This window comes from Mycobacterium sp. PO1 (assembly GCF_017312405.1).
Taxonomy (GTDB): domain Bacteria; phylum Actinomycetota; class Actinomycetes; order Mycobacteriales; family Mycobacteriaceae; genus Mycobacterium.
This window is the reverse complement of the sequence record NZ_BLTG01000116.1, coordinates 1-4,729: the sequence shown is the minus strand read 5'-3', so window position 1 is coordinate 4,729 and position 4,729 is coordinate 1. Positions and strand designations below refer to the sequence as shown.

Below are 4,729 nucleotides of genomic sequence, written 5' to 3'. Positions count from 1 at the left end.
CGACACGCCGGGGCGGATCAATGCAAATGTGCGTTACCGCCTGATGGTGGGAGAGGATTAGCTGAGTTAACGGTGCTACGCGCAGAGATCAACGAACTCTTGACGAGAACCGGGCCGGGAACGCCGATGGGGGAGTTGTTCCGCCAGTACTGGATTCCAGCCTTGCTCGCCGAGGAGCTGCCGGAGGATGATTGCCCACCGGTACGCGTGAAGCTTCTGAACGAGCGAATGATCGCTTTTCGTGACAGTCACGGCAACTTCGGCCTGATCGACGAGTTCTGCGCGCACCGTGGCGCCTCACTGTGGTTTGGCCGCAACGAAGAGGGCGGTCTGCGATGTCCCTACCATGGTTGGAAGTACGACGTCACGGGACAAGCCGTCGAGGTGCCGTCAGAACCTGTGGGGTCCACCTTCTGCGCGCACGTCAAACTGACGTCCTACCCGCTGATGAAGATCGGGGGCGTGCTGTGGACTTACATGGGAGACCCCGCGAAGCAGCCGCCGTTACCGGAATTCGAATTTGCTCTTGTGCCGGCCGATCAGACCTTCACGTCCAAACGATGGCAGGAATGCAATTGGCTGCAAGCCTTCGAAGGTGGCATCGATTCCAGTCATGTGTCGTTCCTGCATTCCGGGGGCCTTAAGTCGGACCCGCTGTTCAAAGGCAGCAAGGCTAACGACTACAACATGGCCGACCTCAAGCCGTTCTTCGAGGTCGCGGACTCCGAGGGTGGTTTGTTCGTTGGTGCCCGGCGCAACGCTGACGCCGACAACTATTACTGGCGCATCACGCCGTGGGTGATGCCGTGCTTCACGATGGTGCCGCCACGTGGGGATCATCCTGTCCACGGCCACTTTTGGATCCCCATCGACGATGAGAACTGTTGGGCGTACTCGTTTGACTACCACCCCGTGAGACCGTTGACTTCGCAGGAAGTTGAGGCGATGAAGGACGGGCACGGGGTGCACAGTGCCAACATCCCTGGCACGTACCGACCGCAGGCGAACAAGGACAACGACTATCTGATGGATCGTGCGGCGCAGAAGCGTGGAGACACATACTCAGGCGTGCGGGGTATCGCGATCCAAGACTCGTCGCTGCAGGAGAGTATGGGGCCGATCGTCGATCGGACCAAGGAGCGGTTGGTGTCTGCCGACAGTGGCATCATCAGAGCGCGTCAAAAGTTGAAGCGGGCGGCTGGGGCGTTGCGCGACAAGGGTACGACTCCTCCAGGTGTTGACCCTGAACATCATCGTGTTCGGTCTGCGGCCGTCGTCCTTCCGCGTGGCGCATCGTTCAGCGAGGCGTGCCGAGAAGATCTCAGGGTGCGCGAAGGCGTGCGGCAGACATCGGTATGACCAGTCCACTGCAGCCGATTCTCGGGAGTAGTTGCGCGCGTGCGACATCTGGCGCCGAGATGCGCTACCGGATCAACCGCCCGATCGCCGGGCGGAGGGGCGTGCGCGTCATTGCGCTCGACGGTGGTGCACGAGCGATCATCGAGCGGCTTTCATCTCAGCCGTGGGGATGTGCACGCTTCCTGTCGGTAGCCGAACCGAGAAGGAATGCGGGGGAGCAGTGTTGGGTTTCGTTGCTCGACACCGACGGCGCCGTCTCCAGTCTTGCGGATGAGCTTGCCGACGCCGATGTGGTCGTCATGGTTGCCACCACCGGTGGGGATGCCGCTGCAGCAAGCATCATCGGTGCGACGAGCACGGTTCGCGCGATCATGACCGCCGGCGTCGTCGTCGGGGAAGGCGCGGCGGCGAGTCAGACCGTTGCTGTGCTGCGGCCTCTTGCGCGCGTACTCGTCGTCAGCGGTCACGAAGAAGACGTGTCCGATCTGCTCACAGCGCTGCGAGCTTGAAGGATCCGCCGTGGGCACTCAGGTGAAACTCGCTGACCTGCAGGACATGAAACTGCGTGAGCAGAAGATCGTCGGTGTGGTGGCGTGGGACTACCAGATGGCACGGATAGTCGATCGTGCCGGCGTCGACTTGGTGTCGGTTGGTGACACTGTGGGAATCAACCTGTGGGGTCAGCCGAATCCGCTTGAAATCACCATGGATCAGATGATCGTGGTGTGTCAGGCAGTGCGCCGCGGTGTCCGGCGCGCCTTGCTGTCCTGTGATTTCCCGTTCGGTCCGCTGCAGGACGGGCGAAGAAGTGCTGTGCGGGCGGCAATTCGTCTCGCCAAGGAAGCCGGCATCGACATGGTGAAACTAGACGGGGCATCCGATCATCTAGATGCCGTGACCGCGGTGACGCGTGCAGGGATTCCCGTGTTCGCCCAGTTCGGTATCACCCCGCAGACTTCCCTCAGATACGGTGTGACGTATAGCGCCACACCGAGCGCCGAGGATGCGGTTTCAGACGAACTTCTCAATGAGATCGTTTGTGAGGCCCGTCGTCTCGCTGATGCGGGCGCAGTGCTGCTGAACTTCACGAATTCGGGACCCGTCGTTGGGGCGGCAGTGGCCGAGGCGGTACCCATCCCGGTGCTCGGTGGATTCGGTGGCGGCCCGTGGCTGGACGGCCGGATCCGGATGGCCACGGCCGCTATTGGTTACAGCGCCGATGGTCTCGACAGCCCACCGGATACCTATGCCAACGTCGCCCAGATCGCGCTGGACGCCATCACGGCGTACGCAGATGACGTGCGGGCTGCTCGCCAGATCAAGGGAGGTCTGCGACGTTGAGCACTTCTTCAGCGACGATCGATGGCATTGAAACCCGTTACGCGGTAGCAGGTTCGGGCCCACCGCTACTGATGTTCTCGCCCGGCGGCTTCGCCGCCTCCATGGACGCGTGGGAGAAGCACGGCCTCTATCGTCGAACGCGGATGCTGTCACAGTTGCAGGAGCAGTTCCAATGCATCACGTTCGACAAGCGTGAGACCGGCAAGTCTGGCGGGCGCGTCGAGCGCATCTCATGGGCTGATTACGTGAGACAGGGTGTCGGCCTGTTGGACCATCTTCGGCTGGGCCGAGTGCATATCATGGGTGCCTGCATTGGGTGTTCGATCGCGGCGTGCATGGCGAGCGCTCATCGCGGACGGGTTGGGGGGATGGTGCTGTATTCGCCGGCCGGCGGCGTACGGTACCGGCGAAAGCAGCTCGAACGGTTCCGCGCCCACCTTGCCTACGCCGCGGAGCACGGGCTGGCCGGTGTTGCCGACCTGGCGGCAACGACCGACGGCAACTTCTCCTCAGACGCCAGACTGGGCCCGTGGGTCACCGTGTTGCGCTCCGACCCTGATTTCGCCGCGCAATACCGCGATCTCGACAGCCCCCGGTACCAGATCACTGTCGCGGCGATGGCGGCTCTGTTGTTCGACCGTGACACCGTGCCTGGCCCTGAAGCCGATGACCTACTGGTATCGGAGGTGCCCGCGCTCATCGTGCCGGGTGAAGATGCGTCGCATGCGCCCTCGGCGGCGCGTTACCTACAGGAGTGCCTTCCCGTCAACGAGTATTGGGACGTTCCGGTCGCGGCGCAGACCGCCGAAACTGCGCCGGCGCGGGTGATCCGTTTTCTGGGGTCAGTTGCCCTTTGAGACGTACTTTGCCGTTCGGCCGATATGGGTACGCATCAAGGACGTCGCTTTGTCGACATCGCGCTTCTTGATCGCCGCCACAAACTGGCGGTGCTCTCGGATGCCTCGGATACCCATCTCCGGGTGTGACTGCTGGACGTGGCGCATCGAGAGCAAGGTGGGTCCGTGAAAGGATTCGGCCAGCATCGCGATTGCCTTGTTATGGGTGGCCTGGGCGACGCGTGTATGGAACTCCGCTGACAGTTCCATCGGATAGAAGCCTTCTTTCAAAGCCGCGTCGCCCCGGTCGCAGATCTCTGTCAGTTCGTCGATGTCCTGTTCTGTCGCACGCTCGCACACGAGTGGGATTATTCCGATCTCGAAGACCTGCCGCGCTTCGGTCACATCTTTGTCGGTCAGGCCCGATAAGCTGAGTAGATCCTCGATGCCTTCACCGATACGCTGGCTCGTTGGTGCCGTCACGAACGCGCCGCCGTGGGCGCCGACCTTGATGCGCACCATGCCGTTCGCCTCGAGGCCGCGCAGTGCTTCGCGCACCGTAACCCGGCTCACCCCGAACTTGTCACCGAGTTCACGTTCGGCCGGCAGGCGGTCGCCCGGCCGCAGCTGACCTTCCCGAATCAACACACGAATCTGATCGACAATCATCGCCGAGGCCCGGCCTGGGTTGACCCGGCTGAACATCGGATCAGCCATCGGTGGGGTCGCCGAGGCACTCTTGAACGAAGCCATGGACCAATGATAAGGCCAAGAGCCCCGGCCGGTAGAGCCCCCGTCCGCGCCTTGAGCACCTGCGTTGCGTAAAGTCTCAGAGGTAGATGCCTGCTCGTATTAACGGCGCCAGCTTATTGTCGAGGTCGTAACCTAGCGGCGCTGCGGTCGGTATGCCCAGGCCACGTGAGGTGAGCCCCCTGTAGTGGTCCAGTCGTTGTGCGACTCTGTTGCCCGAGTGTTCGGGCAGGAAGAATCACCAACGACATGGCATCGAACAAGCGGCGGCGGCATACGCCGGATCAGATCATCCGCAAGCTCGCCGAGGGCAACAAGCTGCTCGGCTCCGGTCAGGAGCTGGCCGAGGTGTGCCGTCATCTGGAGGTCGCCGAATCGACCTGGCATCGCTGGGTGGCGCAGTACGGCGGCATGAAGGCCAATGACGCCAAGCGGCTCAAGGA

6 protein-coding genes are annotated in these 4,729 nt (G+C 62.4%); 5 read left to right on the top strand and 1 reads right to left on the bottom strand.

Going from position 1 to position 4,729, the window contains the following annotated elements:
* The 4 genes from J3476_RS26410 to J3476_RS26395 form a co-directional block, all read left to right on the top strand.
* A partial coding sequence (locus J3476_RS26410; protein WP_307726968.1) for a Rieske 2Fe-2S domain-containing protein occupies window positions 1-1,359 on the top strand: 1,359 nt, incomplete at its 5' end.
* Window positions 1,360-1,418: 59 nt separating this feature from the next.
* The gene (locus tag J3476_RS26405; protein WP_286183813.1) at window positions 1,419-1,868 is read left to right on the top strand and encodes a 3-methyl-2-oxobutanoate hydroxymethyltransferase; all 450 of its coding nucleotides are present in this window, start codon (window positions 1,419-1,421) and stop codon (window positions 1,866-1,868) included.
* Between the two features lie 10 nt (window positions 1,869-1,878).
* Window positions 1,879-2,700, top strand: coding sequence for a 3-methyl-2-oxobutanoate hydroxymethyltransferase (locus tag J3476_RS26400; RefSeq protein WP_207069243.1), 822 nt, complete (start codon window positions 1,879-1,881; stop codon window positions 2,698-2,700).
* The gene (locus J3476_RS26395; protein ID WP_207069242.1) at window positions 2,697-3,557 is read left to right on the top strand and encodes an alpha/beta fold hydrolase; all 861 of its coding nucleotides are present in this window, start codon (window positions 2,697-2,699) and stop codon (window positions 3,555-3,557) included. Before J3476_RS26400 ends, J3476_RS26395 begins: the two co-directional genes overlap by 4 nt.
* Here the strand turns inward: J3476_RS26395 and J3476_RS26390 are convergent.
* On the bottom strand, window positions 3,543-4,289 hold the full coding sequence (locus J3476_RS26390; RefSeq protein ID WP_286183812.1) for a FadR/GntR family transcriptional regulator: 747 nt from the start codon (window positions 4,287-4,289) through the stop codon (window positions 3,543-3,545). The two genes, J3476_RS26395 and J3476_RS26390, sit on opposite strands and share 15 nt — an antisense overlap.
* Before the next feature lie 246 nt (window positions 4,290-4,535).
* Here J3476_RS26390 and J3476_RS26385 point away from each other — a divergent pair.
* Window positions 4,536-4,729 (top strand): transposase (locus J3476_RS26385; protein ID WP_207068764.1); only part of this gene is annotated, 194 nt, incomplete at its 3' end.